The organism is Parageobacillus sp. VR-IP (genome assembly GCF_013357975.1).
Taxonomy (GTDB): Bacteria; Bacillota; Bacilli; order Bacillales; family Anoxybacillaceae; genus Saccharococcus; species Saccharococcus caldoxylosilyticus.
Genome location: NZ_JABVYQ010000006.1, coordinates 76,289 through 90,542, shown reverse-complemented (window position 1 = coordinate 90,542; position 14,254 = coordinate 76,289). Strand labels below are relative to the sequence as shown.

The 14,254-nt window shown below is 45.6% G+C and carries 12 protein-coding genes; 10 read left to right on the top strand and 2 right to left on the bottom strand.

The annotated features are described in order from the left end of the window. Positions 1-117: 117 nt before the first annotated feature. Together HT574_RS15235 and HT574_RS15230 are read left to right on the top strand one after the other, a co-directional pair. Positions 118-483: an ArsR/SmtB family transcription factor gene (locus tag HT574_RS15235; RefSeq protein ID WP_175245262.1), complete on the top strand. Its 366-nt coding sequence runs from the start codon at positions 118-120 to the stop codon at positions 481-483. Further along, positions 473-2,608 carry a heavy metal translocating P-type ATPase gene (locus HT574_RS15230; protein WP_175245261.1) on the top strand — a complete coding sequence of 712 codons (2,136 nt, stop codon included), beginning with the start codon at positions 473-475 and terminating at the stop codon, positions 2,606-2,608. The genes HT574_RS15235 and HT574_RS15230 overlap by 11 nt, the downstream gene beginning before the upstream one ends. A 220-nt stretch (positions 2,609-2,828) precedes the next feature. On the opposite strand, the gene HT574_RS15225 is transcribed toward HT574_RS15230, so the two are convergent. Then, positions 2,829-3,059 (bottom strand): YczF family membrane protein, encoded by a 231-nt coding sequence (locus tag HT574_RS15225; protein ID WP_175245260.1) that lies wholly within the window; start codon positions 3,057-3,059, stop codon positions 2,829-2,831. 157 nt (positions 3,060-3,216) lie between these two features. Here HT574_RS15225 and HT574_RS15220 point away from each other — a divergent pair, with 157 nt between their 5' ends. From HT574_RS15220 to HT574_RS15185, 8 genes are all read left to right on the top strand, one after another. Beyond that, positions 3,217-4,842: a spore germination protein gene (locus HT574_RS15220; RefSeq protein WP_175245259.1), complete on the top strand. Its 1,626-nt coding sequence runs from the start codon at positions 3,217-3,219 to the stop codon at positions 4,840-4,842. After that, on the top strand, positions 4,839-6,074 hold the full coding sequence (locus HT574_RS15215) for a Ger(x)C family spore germination protein (RefSeq protein WP_175245258.1): 1,236 nt from the start codon (positions 4,839-4,841) through the stop codon (positions 6,072-6,074). Before HT574_RS15220 ends, HT574_RS15215 begins: the two co-directional genes overlap by 4 nt. Next, positions 6,062-7,165: a GerAB/ArcD/ProY family transporter gene (locus tag HT574_RS15210; protein ID WP_175245257.1), complete on the top strand. Its 1,104-nt coding sequence runs from the start codon at positions 6,062-6,064 to the stop codon at positions 7,163-7,165. The genes HT574_RS15215 and HT574_RS15210 overlap by 13 nt, the downstream gene beginning before the upstream one ends. A 187-nt stretch (positions 7,166-7,352) precedes the next feature. Beyond that, on the top strand, positions 7,353-8,804 hold the full coding sequence (locus tag HT574_RS15205) for a SpoIIE family protein phosphatase (RefSeq protein WP_175245256.1): 1,452 nt from the start codon (positions 7,353-7,355) through the stop codon (positions 8,802-8,804). Positions 8,805-8,846: 42 nt separating this feature from the next. Next, positions 8,847-9,296 (top strand): ATP-binding protein, encoded by a 450-nt coding sequence (locus HT574_RS15200; protein WP_017436695.1) that lies wholly within the window; start codon positions 8,847-8,849, stop codon positions 9,294-9,296. Next, the gene (locus tag HT574_RS15195; protein WP_175245255.1) at positions 9,271-9,702 is read left to right on the top strand and encodes an anti-sigma factor antagonist; all 432 of its coding nucleotides are present in this window, start codon (positions 9,271-9,273) and stop codon (positions 9,700-9,702) included. Before HT574_RS15200 ends, HT574_RS15195 begins: the two co-directional genes overlap by 26 nt. 349 nt (positions 9,703-10,051) lie before the next feature. After that, positions 10,052-11,791, top strand: coding sequence for an ABC transporter ATP-binding protein (locus tag HT574_RS15190; RefSeq protein WP_175245254.1), 1,740 nt, complete (start codon positions 10,052-10,054; stop codon positions 11,789-11,791). Beyond that, complete coding sequence (locus HT574_RS15185; RefSeq protein WP_175245253.1) at positions 11,772-13,568, top strand: ABC transporter ATP-binding protein; 1,797 nt, start codon at positions 11,772-11,774, stop codon at positions 13,566-13,568. Before HT574_RS15190 ends, HT574_RS15185 begins: the two co-directional genes overlap by 20 nt. 36 nt (positions 13,569-13,604) lie before the next feature. Here HT574_RS15185 and HT574_RS15180 read toward each other — a convergent pair whose 3' ends face one another. Then, positions 13,605-14,252 (bottom strand): MOSC domain-containing protein, encoded by a 648-nt coding sequence (locus HT574_RS15180; RefSeq protein WP_175245252.1) that lies wholly within the window; start codon positions 14,250-14,252, stop codon positions 13,605-13,607. Positions 14,253-14,254 lie beyond the last annotated feature (2 nt).

Here is a 14,254-nt window from a genome sequence, read left to right as displayed (position 1 = left end):
CGCAATGATTCCCTTTTTTGATTGAAAGATATTCAAATTATTGTTTGAATGAATTGACACGTTTGTTGATGAAGGAATATACTATATTCAAACGAATATTTGAATGAAGGTGACAAGATGGCGAACGATGTATGTGAAGTATTTTCCATTAACGCGGAAAAAGTCGATGCCGCCCGGCAGCGCATCAATGAAATCAGCGGAGTGGAACAGCTATTTAAAGTGCTGGCCGATGCGACGCGCTTAAAAATCACGTATGCGTTAATGCTTGAAAAAGAGCTATGCGTCTGTGATGTCGCGACGATTATCGGTTGCACGGTGGCGACTGCTTCCCACCATTTGCGTTTGCTTCGCGATATGGGAATCGCCAAGCACCGCAAAGAGGGGAAACTCGTGTTTTATTCGCTGAAAAACGACCATGTCGAACAGCTTGTGGCACTGGCGCTTGTTCACGCCAAAGAGGGGGCAGAAAACGATGGAAAATAAACATGTGTACCGCCTTCAAGGCCTTTCCTGCGCTAACTGTGCGGCGCGGTTTGAGAAAAATGTGAAGTCGATTGCGACGGTCAAAGATGCTGAAGTCAATTTCGGCGCGGCGAAACTAACGGTGATTGGCGAAGCGTCGATCGCAGAGCTGGAAAAAGCGGGAGCGTTTGACGGAATTACCATCATTCCGGAAACGGAGCGAAAAGAACAGAAAGCAGCACCGTTTTGGAAAAAGAAAACAAACGTGCTTGCCGCCGTTTCCGCGTTGTTTCTTCTCAGCGGCTTTGTCGCGGCGCATGCGATTGGCGAAACAAGCCTTGCCGCGATTTTATTGTTTGCAACAAGCATCCTGGTCGGCGGCTATCATTTATTAAAAACCGGAATCAACAATCTTGTTCGCTTACAATTTGATATGAAAACATTGATGACGATCGCCATCATCGGCGCGGCGTGCATCGGAGAATGGAAAGAAGGGGCGGTCGTTGTCTTCCTATTTGCGATTAGCGAAGCGCTCGAGAGATATTCCATGGATACGGCACGCCGTTCGATTCAGCGGCTAATGGATATCGCCCCGAAAAAAGCGCTCGTGCTCCGCGATGGCAAAGAGTATGAAGTGGATGTCAAAGAGGTGATGGTCGGCGATACGATTCTTGTGAAACCCGGACAAAAAATCGCGATGGACGGCGTGGTCATTCGCGGGGAATCGTCGGTCAACGAAGCGGCGATTACTGGTGAAGCGCTGCCGGTTGCAAAAACGAGCGGCGATGAAGTATATGCCGGGACGTTAAACGCCGAAGGGGCGCTTGAGGTGCGCGTTACAAAGCGCGTCGAAGATTCCACCATTGCCAAAATCATTCATCTTGTCGAAGAAGCGCAGGCCGAGCGGGCGCCAACGCAGCAATTTGTCGACCGTTTTGCCCGCTATTACACGCCGGCGATTATGCTGATTGCCTTGCTCGTTGCCATCGTCCCGCCTTTATGGTTCGATGAACAGTGGCTGACATGGATTTATCGCGGATTGACAATTCTTGTTGTTGGCTGCCCGTGCGCGCTTGTCATTAGTACGCCGGTCGCGATCGTTACGGCGATCGGACAGGCGGCGCGGCAAGGGGTGTTGATCAAAGGAGGAGCCTATTTAGAAGAGGTCGGAAAACTTAAGGCGATGGCGTTTGATAAAACGGGGACGTTAACAACGGGAACGCCGGAAGTAACGGGAGTTTATCCAGTAAGCCATATCAATGAAAAACAATTGCTGCAAATTGCCGCTGCGATCGAGAAACAATCAGAACATCCGCTTGCTTCGGCAGTGTTGAGCAAAGCGAAACAATGGCAGCTGTCGGTTGATGGCATGGAGATTAGGGAGTTTCGGGCAATGGCCGGCAAAGGAGCCGCAGCCCGTGTCAATGGAACGATGTATTATATTGGGAAACCTTCACTATTTTCGCATTTATCGTTAAGCGAAACGATTCATACGAAAATCGAAACGTTGCAAAAACAAGGAAATACAGTGATGCTAGTGGGCGATGAAACAAGCGTGCTGGGAATGATCGCTGTTTCCGATCAGCTGCGCCCTAGTGCCGGCAAGGTGCTGCAGGCGCTCAAAAAACTAGGAATCTCGCAAACCGTGATGCTCACAGGGGACAATGCAACAACCGCCCATACGTTTGCTGCGGGTCTTCCGCTTGCCGATGTGCGCGCTGAGCTATTGCCAGAGGAAAAACTAACCGTTATTCACGGATTGCAAAAACAATTCGATCGTATTGCGATGGTTGGTGACGGCGTCAATGATGCCCCGGCGTTGGCGGCGGCCAATATTGGCATTGCAATGGGAAATACCGGAACGGATGTGGCGCTTGAGACTGCAGATATTGTGTTAATGGGGGATGATTTGGAAAAACTTCCGTATGTGATTCGCCTAAGCCGGAAAACGCTGCGCATGATTCAACAAAACGTGGCTATTGCTCTATTCTTAAAATTATTGGCGCTCTTGCTCATTATTCCGGGATGGCTTGCCTTATGGATGGCCATTTTTGCCGATATGGGAGCAACCTTGCTTGTCTTGCTGAATTCACTAAGGCTGCTTCAGTTTGGAAGAAAAAGAAATAGCGAAGCGAAAGGAGGCTGATGCGAAAAGGTTTTCGTTTTCGCATCAGCCTTTCTCTTTTTTCTGTCTGTAGCCACCTTTTCATATGAAAAGGACTGACAATGGGTGGAGCGCCAAATGGACTCAAACAGTTCAATGACAGGGACGCAACACCATGAAAAAGCGCGTATTTTCAACCTGTTTGCGTTAGCATCATGATGGGGAGGGCGGATTTTCACGCATGGGGGAGGAGTAAAATTGCTCATGGTTGTTTTTGGTATTTTTTATGCTTCAAGATTTCTGCAAATAAATCAATGATCCATAGCAGCACAAATATGAAAAAAATCATCATCTCAGCACCTTTCATCACTCGAAGCGGAAAAAGGATATTGTGAATGGATTGATAAAAGGAGTAACCAAGCAGTCTGTCCATTCCCATAGCGATGCCGGCTAGCGAGATGATCATAATTAGTTTGATGATCAATAATTTCATCGTACCACCTGCCGTTAAAATGATGTTTATTGTTTTTGTCCTAATTGTAAAACCTTTCTCTCTTGTTTTATTTTCTTTCTTGTTTTGATTTTGTATATCCACTTTTTTCGTTGCCCATAATGAAAAATGCATGAGTTTGGAGCAAGGGGGAAAGTAAATGTTGTTTCAGTGGGGATTACAGAAAAAAAAGCAGGAAATTCAGGGGAAAGAAGGAAAAGATCAAAGCGGCCAAGCGCAGGATATTCCAGGGGAACCCATTCATTCACAACTAGAAATGAATATCGATATTGTCCGTCATACGACGGGAGATAGTCCTGATATTGTCATTCGTCGCTTTGATGTTGGCCATGAACGTACTATTCGCGCAGCTATGATTTTTGTCGATGGTCTTGTTGACGAAAAAAATGTGTACCAATTTTTACTTGAACCTCTCATGACCGCAACGTTTCCAATTTCTTTATTGCCAACAGACCTATTTATCTGGATGGAAAAGAAACTGGCCGCTGTCGGCGCGATTCGGCAAATTTCTCAATGGTCCGAGTTATTTACAGAACTAATGTCTGGAGAGACGATTATTCTCCTTGATGGAATTCCGTTGGCCTTATGCGCGAGCACAAAAGGGGGGCAATATCGCCAAATTGAGGAGCCGCAAACACAAATAGCGATCCGCGGTTCTCGCGACGGGTTTACCGAATCGCTGCGCATCAATACCTCACTGATTCGCCGCCGCATTCAAAATCCAAATCTTTGGATGGAAACAATGAAAATCGGCAAAGTAACGCAAACAGACGTCGCCATTATGTACATAAAAGGAATCGCCAATGAGGAAATTGTACAAGAAGTAAAACACCGGCTTAACCGCATCAATATTGACAGTATTTTGGAATCTGGCTATATCGAACAATTAATTGAAGATCAAACATATACTACGTTTCCTACGGTATATCATACGGAACGGCCGGATACGGTTGCCGCAAATCTGTTAGAGGGAAGAGTCGCCATTTTTATGGAGGGAACCCCATTTGTCCTGGTTGTTCCAGCTGTGTTTATCCAATTTTTTCAAGCGGTCGAAGATTATTATTCCCGTTTTGATATTTCGACGGCACTTCGCTTTTTGCGTGTGCTTATTTTCTTTATTTCCTTAATTGCTCCTGCGTTGTATATTGCAGCGACAACATTTCACCAAGAAATGATTCCGACGCCGCTGGTTATTGCGATCGCTGCGCAACGGGAGGCAGTTCCATTTCCAGCGTTTGTCGAAGCATTGGTGATGGAAGTCACTTTCGAAATTTTGCGAGAAGCTGGGGTGCGTCTGCCGCGTGCGGTTGGTCAAGCGGTATCGATCGTCGGCGCGCTTGTCATTGGACAGTCGGCAGTCGAGGCGGGATTTGTTTCTTCGGCGATGGTCATCGTTGTTTCGATTACAGCGGTGGCTAGTTTTGCAACGCCGGCAGTTGCGATTGCTATTTCTGCCCGCCTCATTCGGTTTTTGCTTATGGTTCTTGCGGCCATATTTGGGTTTTACGGAATTATCATAGGAATTTTAGTGATGACCATTCACTTATGCAGCCTTCGTTCATTTGGTGTTCCATATATGTCGCCATTGGCTCCATCCATTCCAGCTAACATGGGTGATACGCTCTTCCGTGTGCCGACATGGGCGTTTAAAGATCGGCCGCATCTCATCAGCCAAAAAAATATTAAGCGCCAAGGGAACAATCAGAAGCCACAACCGCCTGGCTCGAATAGTTCAAACGATTCAAACAGGGGAGAAACGTCATGAAACGAATAATCGCAACGGTCGCTTCTATTTTGCTATGTGGAATCATCCTTGCGGGATGCTGGAGCAGAAAAGAGCTTACCGATTTGGCTTTTATCATCGCAGTTGGGTTGGATAAAACCAAAGATGGAAAATACATGATGATCTACCAAGTCGTCAACCCTGGAAATGTGGCCGGGGCAACGCAAAGAGGAGGAGGAAGCGGTGGAGTGCCGGTTTCTATTTATAAAGCAACAGGCAATAACCTTGTCGAGGCAAGCCGAAAAACATCGCAAAAGGTATCGCGGATTCCGTATTATGCCCATACGAACTTGGTAGTGATTGGGGAGGAGGTAGCCAAAGAAGGATTGGATGGGCTATTTGACGCGATGGAGCGCAACAGCCAGTTTCGCGCGACTTCCATGGTGGTCATTGCCCGCCATCATTCAGCGGAGGATGTATTAAAAATATTAACACCCATTGATAAAATTTCTGCCAATCAAATTATTAAAACATTGCAATTTTCAGAAAAAATTTGGGGGGAAACCATCAATATTCATGTAGGAGATATCATTAGAGATCTTTCTTCACAAGGAAAAGCTCCTGTTATTAGCGGTGTTGGAATTGAAGGGAACGTACGAAAAGGAAAACGTCAATTAAGCATACAAGCTTCCGAGCCGGATGCGCGCTTGTATGTAGATGGATTGGCGATGTTTAAAGACGGAAAACTTGTCGGATGGATTAATGGGGAAGCATCCCGCGGGGTGTTATGGGTATTAGATAAGATTAAACAAACCAATATCACAACAGGATGGAAAGGGAAAAAAGAGGCAATTAGCTATAAAGTAGATCGGTCCCAAACGAATGTGGCCGTCCATATCAAAAATGGGAAGCCGTCTGTTTCCGTTCATATTCAGACAGAAGGAGACATCGGTGAAGTGCTGGTGCCTCTTGACTTAAACGATCCAAAGCAGCTTTTAATGCTGAAAACGGCGATAGAACAGGACATAAAAAGGGAAGTCCTTGACGCCGTTGAAAGAGCAAAAGAAAAGAGGACAGATATTTTTGGATTTGGTCAAGCCGTGTATCGTTCCTATCCACACGAGTGGAGGAAAATGGAAAAAAATTGGAATGAATCATATTTCCCTTATTTGGAGGTCAATGTAAAAGTTGAGTCTTTTATCCGCCGGACGGGACTGCGGAATAAACCATATATATTTCAACAGCAAGGCGGGAAACTGGAATGGAAAAAGTAAAAATTAGCGCACGGCAATTGTTTGTGCTCATCATACTGTTTGAACATGGCAGTGCGCTCGTCATTCCGCTTGGAGTGCGGGCGAAGCAGGATGTGTGGCTGGCGATCTTGTTAGGAATGGTAGGAGGCATATTGCTGTTTTTGGTTTATTATCGCCTCTACCGTTATTATCCGGATATTCCCTTAACATCCTATGTGCAACACATTATCGGACCTTGGCTTGGCAAAGCGCTTGCGTTTGTGTATACCGTTTATTTTCTTTATCTTGCCTCCCGGGTGCTCAGGGACTTCGGAGAGCTGCTTTTGACCTTTGCTTATCCGGAAACGCCTCTCTTTAGTTTAAATGCGATTATGATATTGACGGTGATGTATGGTGTGTATAAAGGCATTGAGGTATTAGCACGGACAGGGGAGCTGTTTTTGACGTTTCTTTATGTACTGGCAATCGGCGGGTTTATTTTGGTCATAAGCGCAGGGTTAGTGCATTTATATAACTTGGAGCCGGTGCTGGCGGATGGATGGAAGCCTGTGTGGAAAGTAGTGTTTACGGAAACACTTTATGTGCCGTTTGGGGAAATGATCGTATTTGCGATGATATTTCCGTATTTAAACAATCCGGAAAAAACAAAACAAGCGACTATTATCGGTATGGGGCTAAGCGGCATCAATTTAGCCATTACCATGGCGATTAATGTGGCGGTGCTTGGCCCAGAGCTTGTGTCCCGTTCGACGTTCCCGCTTTTAGACACGATCCGAAACATTCAAGTTGCTAATTTTTTGGAACGCCTCGATGTCTTTTTCATGATTGCCCTTATTATTGGCGGCTTTTTTAAAATCTCGCTCTTTTTTTATGCTGGAGTGGTAGGAGCGAGCGAGTTATTTGGAGTGCAAAATCATCACCGTCTCATTTATTCTCTTGGGTTCATTGTGTTGTTATTATCTGTTGCGATCGCTGACAATTATTCCGAACATATTAAGGAAGGATTACGGATTGTCACGGTCTATTTGCACTTGCCGCTGCAAGTTATTATTCCTATTTGTTTACTAGTGATTGCAGCTATTCGTCACCGTTATTTCAATCAGCAATCATGAAAATAGGAAAAAATGGCTATCTTTTTTTCCAAAAAAAAAGCAGGAAAAGGAAGGGGGGAAGCGAATTTAATAAATCAAAAAAGAAAATCTTTCCGTTTCGAATCAATGGTTGCCTTGTGTTCAAAAGGTGACCTTTTATCATGAAGTGGGGCAATAATGAGAGATTACGATGAAAAAGGGTTGAACAATGGTGAAGCTAAATGTACAGGTGATCGGAAAAACGTTTAACCATCGTGCCAGTGGTGGAATGATCATTACTGACCGAAATCAATTAATTGTAGCGGTGAATGATGAGATAGCGGAACTGACCGGTTATGCTAAGGAGCAATTAATCGGCCAATCTATTCATATTCTTCTTGCCGATGAACGCATTGCTGAAAAGTGTGAATTGATTTGGGAAACTGTGTTAGAAAGCGGTTATTGGCAAGGGGAAATAGATCATTACGTGGAAAATGGCCAAAAGCGCACAAAGATGTTAACAGTATATGCGCTTTCCGGCGCGACAGATGAATGTTACGTCTGGTGTTTTACCGATACGGAAACATCAGCTTCTTTGTCAGAATCGGAGCAAATGTTGCGAGCCATATATCAAACTGCCCCGCTGGCCGTAATTCCGTTATGCAAAAATATGACGATAAAAGACTGGGGACATGCCGCTGAAGCGTTATTTGGCTGGAAGCGGGAGGAAGTTATTGGCCAAAGTTTATCTTCTCTGTTTTATGAGTACCCCCATCATGAGGTATTTTCCTATCCGTTAAAAGAGAAAAAAGCCGGGGAGTGCATGGTTAAGCGAAAGGACGGAACATTAATCGACGTTGCATATGCAGTCATTTCGGTGACCGATTCGGATGGAAACGTTACCGGATATATTGTGATGTTTGAAGATATTACAAGGCGGAGGCAAAAAGACATTGAGCACAAACGGCAAGTGGAGCTCGCGAAAAAAATTCAGCGAAGTTTATTAACGCCCCCGATCCAAAACAATGTAGTAACAATGGATGCGGTTTATATCCCGTCGGACGACTTATCTGGCGATATATATGCATGTTACCAAATTGATCGGGATCGTTATGGCATCATTATTATTGACGTAATGGGGCATGGCATTTCTTCTTCGCTTGTCAGCATGCTGCTTCGCTCACTGCTGAGGGGACTGATTGTACGTGTCATCGATCCAGTGTATGTTGCTACCGAACTAGAGAAACATGTACAAAACTTGTTTCCAGATGAGGTAAATGAAATTCGCTATTTATTTTCCATGATTTATTTGGTGATTGATACGAAAAGGAAGCAGATCGAGTATACAAATGCCGGACACCCTGCCGGATTATTGGTTTCCGAGGACGGAGAAATCATTGAATTGGATAAGGGCGGATTGGCGATCGGCAGCCCGTTTTCTGTACCGTTTGAAAAAGAGGTGATTCATTACCGAAAGCGGACAAGACTATTTTTATATACTGATGGGATTTTAGATGAAATCGACTCCTCTATTTTACAAAGCATGAATAAAATTCGTACGTATACAAAAATGTACAGTCATTTATCAGACAAACAGTTTTTACATATGTTGATGGAAGAGGGAAAGTCGTCGACAAGCCCTGTCGATGATATATGTTTGCTGTCTATTACAGTTCAGTGACAGGATAACTTCCAAATTAGCTGTATCAGTAGGTGCAAAACAATGTACGAAATAACGATGCAATGCAAAGCGACGGAGGAGGCCATTGATTTTTGCGATTTGCTGGCGAAGCAAATCGCCCGCTTCTTTTCCCTTCATGATCGCGATATGTTTGTCTTATCGGTCCATGAAGCAGTTGTCAATTCCATAAAGGCAGTAAAACAGCTGGGAAGAAAAATAGATGACGGTGCGTTGGTCGTATCCTGGCGAATTACAGAGGAAGAGGTAACGGTGACGGTAACCGATGAAGGCGGAGGGATTCCGATAAAAGAGATCGAACGATTGGGGCAGGAAAGCTTGGAAGATGTCTTGCTTGCCGAATCCGGGCGCGGTCTTTTACTGATCAAGGAAACGATGGATGTGGTGTCATTTGTGCCGCATGAAGGCGGCAAATGTGCGATCGTAATGAAAATGAGGAGAGGACAGAATGGATCGTCGGATATCCACTTTTGAATTAGTAACGGTATCGGTAGAAACGTATGCGAAAATATGGTTAAAAGGAAATTTGGTTTACCATACGCAACAGGCGGCAAGACAAAAGATGGAAATGGCATTAGCGGAAATAGACAGAAACATCGTCATAATGGACGTCAGTCAACTTCTTTTTATTGATAGTACAGGATTAGCGTTATTGATTCACTTTTTTAAAAAGGCGGTTTGCCAAAACAAACAAATTGCATTGGTCGTTTCCACTAATAAAACGGTAGAAAGGATATTGGCGATTGCAAAATTTGATAAATTGTTTCCGATTGTGGAGCGGGAAGAGGATCTCGCTCGGTTGCTGGCTTCGCCTACTAAAGAAATTGCCAGCCAGGAAATGTTGCTGAAAATATGGCAGAACCATTGTATACAAAATTGAAAATATACGGAAATCCAGTTGTATTCGCATAACACTCCCTCGTTTATTTACGGCCCGTCGTCTTTTTCCATAAAAGATCAAAAAATTGTAAAACGCTTTTTTGGCGAGTAGAATAAAAGTTACAAAAGCAGATAGCCACGAAGTCCATGGTTTGGGTTTTGGAATAAAGTGGAAAACGGTGTTAAACCGGGCCGGCAGAGTGCTAAACACCAGTGAAATTTTGCCCATGATCCTTAACAGAACAAGATGGAGTGCCTGCACACAGGTGTAGGAAAACTCTTTAGTACGTCAGACCGCACCGACTTTAGTCGTGTGGAGGTTCAGATGATAGGCACGGGGGAGTGACAACATGCGGCAGATATTATTGTACTTAAAACCATATCGCAAATGGATGATTATCGCTTGGATGCTGATGCTTATTGAGCTGTTAGTGGAATTATGGCAGCCGCTGTTGATGGGAAAAATTATTGACGATGGAGTTATGAAACAAAACTTGTCTGTTGTTTGGACGTGGGGTGCGGTGATGATCGGCGCTTCACTTCTAGCGTTTGCATCGGGGATTGCCAACTCTTTTGCTGCCGCCTACGTCGGTCAAGAGTGTGGATTTTCGCTGCGAAAGCATCTATTCGAAAAAATTCAGTCCTTTTCGTTCGCCAATGTGGAACGGTTTTCGACCGCTTCGCTCATTACGAGACTGACAAATGATGTGACACAAGTGCAAAATATGGTATTTATGAGCTTGCGCATCGCCTTGCGTGCTCCGCTTCTTGTTGTGTTTAGCGTCGCGATGTCATTAATTGTTCATGTGCAGCTTGCGTTCATGTTCGTTGTTGCCGTTCCAATATTAGTGGCATTTTTGTTATGGATGACGAATAAAGCGGCCGCCTCATTTTCCATCGTCCAGCAAGCGCTCGACCGAGTCAATAGCGTGATGCGTGAAAATCTGGCGGGAATGCGTCTCATTAAAGCATGGATGAGAGGAGTATACGAGCAAGAGCGGTTTATGACGGTGAACGAGTCATTAATGCAGCGGACGATGAACGTCTTGCGCTTAGTGGAAACCATTACGCCTGTATTGCTATTCGTAATGAATATGGCGATTATTGTTATTCTTTTTGTTGGACGAGTTGACATAAAAGCGGGGAGCGCCACAGCGGGTCAAGTTGTCGCTGTTGTCAATTATGCGACCCGTATTACGGCAGCGTTGTCGATGTTTACGTTTATTACGATGGCATTTTCACGTGCCAAAGCATCAGCAGGACGGATTGCGGATGTACTTCAAACGAAGGTAGAAATGAAAGACGGGTATGAGGGCGGCGCCGTGCCTATCCGGCAAGGAGAGATTCGGTTTGAGCGCGTGTCTTTTCGCTATCCGAACAGCCGCACTCTTGTGTTAAAAGATATTTCGTTTGTCGTCCGTCCGCACGAAACAGTGGCGATTTTAGGAGCGACCGGTTCAGGAAAGACGTCGCTGCTGCAGCTGATTCCCCGTTTATACGATCCTACCGATGGACGGGTGTTGATCGATGGCGTTGATATTCGGCAAATGAATCAAGAACAGCTGCGCACCGCAATTCGTTTTGTTCCGCAGGAAGTGCTGCTTTTTTCCGGCACGATCGCGGAAAATATTCGTTTTGGAAACGTCAATGCCTCTATGGAAGAAGTGATAAAAGCAGCGAAACACGCGCAAATTCATGATACGATTATGAGCTTTCCCGACGGGTACGAGACAGTGATCGGACAAAAAGGAGCGAACTTGTCGGGCGGACAAAAGCAGCGCCTGTCGATTGCCCGGGCGCTTGTCGGCCATCCGAAAATTTTGTTGCTTGATGATAGTACGAGCGCGCTCGATTTAAAAACGGAAGCAAAACTGCTCGAAGCGCTAAAAGAATATACGTGCACGACATTGATTGTTACGCAAAAAATCCGCACAGCAATGGAAGCCGATGTGATTTTCCTGCTAGAAGATGGCCAGCTGCTCGCAAAAGGAAGCCATGATGAGCTGTTAGAAAAGAGCGAACTGTACCGAAAAATCGTTGAATCGCAGTTTGGAAAGAAGGGGCATAACGATGTTACGACCACGGCATAGTACGCTGGCAACGATGGGCCAAAAACGGAAAGCAAGGGATAGTATCGGCACGTTAAAGCGGCTTTGGTCATTTGTTTCGCCGCAAAAAGGATGGCTTTTGGCGGCAATAATAATAGTCATCATCAGTTCCGGCTTAAGCCTGCTTGGCCCATATGTCGTCGGGAAAGCGATTGATACGTATATAGTGGCAAGGCGGACAGACGGCTTCTGGATGGTGCTTGCGCTTCTTCTTTTTATTTATGTCGCCCTGTCCGCTTCGACGTTTTTGCAAAACTATTGGATGATTGGCGTCGCGCAAAAAACGATTTATGCGATCCGCAAACAGCTGTTCCGCCATTTTCATGAACTGCCGATTTCGTTTTTTGATAGGCGCCAGCAAGGTGAATTGATGAGCCGTATCACCAATGACATTGATAATATGAGCCAAACGTTTAACAGCACGGCAATCCAGGTGATCTCGAGCGCGCTCACGCTTGCCGGGGCGATTGGCGTGATGGTTTGGCTTAGCCCGCTGCTTACGCTGGTGACCTTGCTGATCGTTCCGATGATGTATGCGGGGATGAAGTGGATCACGAACCGGACGCAAAAACGGTTTCGCGAGCAACAGCGCTGTTTAGGGGAAATGAACGGATTTATCGAAGAAGTCATCTCCGGACAAAAAGTGGTGAAAATGTTTTCGCAGGAACGGAGAATGATCAACGACTTTCTGCAAAAAAACGAACAGTTAAAGAGAGCCGGTTTTTGGGCGCAGACGTATTCCGGCTTTATTCCGAAGCTGATGAACTTTTTAAACAACTTAAGTTTTGCGCTGATTGCAGGCGTCGGCGGAGTTTTGGCGCTTAAAGGAATCATTTCGATCGGGGTCATTGTTGTCTTTGTCGAGTATGCCCGCCAGTTTACCCGTCCGCTCAATGATTTGGCCAACCAATGGAATACGCTGCTGTCCGCACTGGCCGGCGCGGAGCGGGTGTTTGAAATTTTAGATACGCCTAAAGAAGAACGGGATGAGACGGGGGCGATTTCTCTTGGACACCTGCAAGGGAAAGTCGAATTTGACCATGTCGTATTTTCTTATGATCAAAAACGCGATGCCCTTCGTGATGTCAGCTTTTCTGTCTTTCCTGGAGAAACGGTGGCGCTTGTTGGCCCGACCGGGGCAGGAAAAACGACGGTTTTGCAGCTGTTAACCCGTTTTTACGATCCTGACCGCGGCCATATTTTCATCGATGGGCACGATGGCCGTTCTATTAAGCGCGCAAACTTGCGCGCCCATATGGCATTTGTTTTGCAAGATACGTTTTTGTTTGAAGGAACGATTCGCGATAATATTCGTTATGGAAGGTTAGAGGCAAGCGATGAGGAAGTGGAGCAGGCGGCGAAATGGGCCAACGCCCATTCGTTTATTACAAAGCTGCCAAACGGTTATGATACGGTGTTAAAGCAAGATGGCAGCGGCATCAGTCAAGGTCAAAGACAGCTCTTGGCAATCGCCCGCGCGATGGTGGCAAACCCGTCGATTTTAATTTTAGATGAGGCGACAAGCAATATCGATACGGTGACTGAGATGAAAATTCAGGAGGCGCTCGAGCGACTGATGAAAGGGCGGACCTGTTTTGTCATTGCCCATCGGCTCAACACGGTGCAACATGCGGACCGCATTCTTGTGTTGAATGAAGGAAAAATTGTCGAACAAGGGACGCATGAATCACTGCTGAAGGCAAAAGGGTTTTACTATGAGTTGTACCATAGCCATCTGCAAAAAGAGGAAGTATCATAAAAACACCTTGTACATGCGTGTACAAGGTGTTTCTTTTTAAGAATTGGCGACGGCGGAAATCCTTGCCGCAAACACATCGCGCCAGCTTTTTGATAAGGCGGGTTCAGCGAGGATTTTTCGCATTGCTTCCACATTTGTTTTTTCCATATAATAAATGTGATTGACATAGTCAATGGATAACCGGGACAGACTGCGTTCGACTAGTATCAGCGGATCGCCTTGCTGAATAACGCCTTCTTGCAGCACGCGAAAATAAAAGCCGGTTCGGCCCGTTTGCTGCACCACAAGCGGAAGGTCCGGCAGACCGTGCCGCTTGGCCAGCTTAAAGCATGGCTGTCTTGGCTGGGATACTTGAATGACGGCCGTTCCGACGGAAAAAATATCGCCGATATATACTTCCTTTTCCGTCAAACCTGCTAGTGTGAGGTTTTCGCCAAACGAACCGGGGAAAAATGGACGCTCATACCGTTTCGTCCATTTCGTAAAATGTTCCGACGGGTAAGCGCAAATCGCTTTGTCATACCCGCCGTGATGCACTAAGTCCGCCTGTCGATCTCCAGTAAAGTTGATCTTCGTGACAAAAACTGGTTCCAATACTGGTTCTTTATAAATTCCCGTTGTCAACGGCTTTCCGCCAATCATCACCGTTTTTGGTGCGCCGACATTGACGGAAATCACTTTCATCT

Excerpts from the sequence above, each read along its gene's own strand:
- HT574_RS15195 (WP_175245255.1), top strand. The coding sequence starts at position 9,271 with ATGGATCGTCGGATATCCACTTTTGAATTAGTAACGGTATCGGTAGAA.
- HT574_RS15200 (WP_017436695.1), top strand. The coding sequence starts at position 8,847 with ATGTACGAAATAACGATGCAATGCAAAGCGACGGAGGAGGCCATTGAT.
- HT574_RS15190 (WP_175245254.1), top strand. The coding sequence starts at position 10,052 with ATGCGGCAGATATTATTGTACTTAAAACCATATCGCAAATGGATGATT.
- HT574_RS15225 (WP_175245260.1), bottom strand. The coding sequence starts at position 3,059 with ATGAAATTATTGATCATCAAACTAATTATGATCATCTCGCTAGCCGGC.
- HT574_RS15235 (WP_175245262.1), top strand. The coding sequence starts at position 118 with ATGGCGAACGATGTATGTGAAGTATTTTCCATTAACGCGGAAAAAGTC.
- HT574_RS15185 (WP_175245253.1), top strand. The coding sequence starts at position 11,772 with ATGTTACGACCACGGCATAGTACGCTGGCAACGATGGGCCAAAAACGG.
- HT574_RS15210 (WP_175245257.1), top strand. The coding sequence starts at position 6,062 with ATGGAAAAAGTAAAAATTAGCGCACGGCAATTGTTTGTGCTCATCATA.
- HT574_RS15230 (WP_175245261.1), top strand. The coding sequence starts at position 473 with ATGGAAAATAAACATGTGTACCGCCTTCAAGGCCTTTCCTGCGCTAAC.
- HT574_RS15215 (WP_175245258.1), top strand. The coding sequence starts at position 4,839 with ATGAAACGAATAATCGCAACGGTCGCTTCTATTTTGCTATGTGGAATC.
- HT574_RS15220 (WP_175245259.1), top strand. The coding sequence starts at position 3,217 with ATGTTGTTTCAGTGGGGATTACAGAAAAAAAAGCAGGAAATTCAGGGG.
- HT574_RS15180 (WP_175245252.1), bottom strand. The coding sequence starts at position 14,252 with ATGAAAGTGATTTCCGTCAATGTCGGCGCACCAAAAACGGTGATGATT.
- HT574_RS15205 (WP_175245256.1), top strand. The coding sequence starts at position 7,353 with ATGGTGAAGCTAAATGTACAGGTGATCGGAAAAACGTTTAACCATCGT.